Below are 691 nucleotides of genomic sequence, written 5' to 3'. Positions count from 1 at the left end.
ATAAGAAAACAACGAACTCAGTGATGAGCCCGTGAACGGTAAGAAGTCAGCAGAGGTCATAGTAGTCCAATGGATGAAGGACCGAACAATAAGAATCTCGGAACTAATAGAGGTGAGCTTGAGATAAGTACCATCTAAATAAAGGACAGAGTAACGCTTTTTCAGTGGACGTTGTTGCCAAGACTCAATATCCTCTGCCACGACGTCGGTGATTTGACTAATCGTTGCAGCCGAATATGAATGACCTAAAATACGCTCAATAAACTGACCAATTTCACGGGTACTTACACCTTTTTGATACATCGTAATAATGGTTTCACCAAGCCATTGCTCACGTCGTTGATAAGGAGAAAAGATCTCAGTTTGAAAGGCATTTTCACGATCACGAGGCACTTGTAGGTCTTCCAATCTTCCATACTTGGTATCTAGTTGCCTTTGATAGAAACCGTTCTTCTGGTTTTTAAACTCTGGGTGTTCATGTTCAAAAAAGCTATTCATTTCTTCCTTCATCATGGTCTCAAGTTTTTCTTTAACAAACTCACGAACCATAGAATCTAATTGATTTTCAAGTGTGTTTTGTCCTATACTAGTACTCATAGGTAGGGCATCTCCTCTCAGTTGGTTTAGCGGTTAACTAGAGGGTACCCTACCTCTTTTTTTGTTTCAATTCATTTACACAAACTATTTTACG

1 protein-coding gene is annotated in these 691 nt (G+C 39.4%); it reads right to left on the bottom strand.

What is annotated here, in order from left to right:
* Positions 1–597: transposase (locus tag LDX58_RS24265; protein WP_227940158.1), on the bottom strand; the 597-nt coding region annotated here is incomplete at its 3' end.
* Between the last annotated feature and the right edge of the window lie 94 nt (positions 598–691).

Source organism: Alkalihalobacillus deserti (assembly GCF_020734105.1).
In the GTDB taxonomy this organism is placed as follows: domain Bacteria; phylum Bacillota; class Bacilli; order Bacillales; family Bacillaceae_D; genus Halalkalibacter; species Halalkalibacter deserti.
The sequence above is the reverse complement of the archived record's forward strand: the minus strand, read 5'-3'. Positions and strand labels throughout refer to the sequence as shown.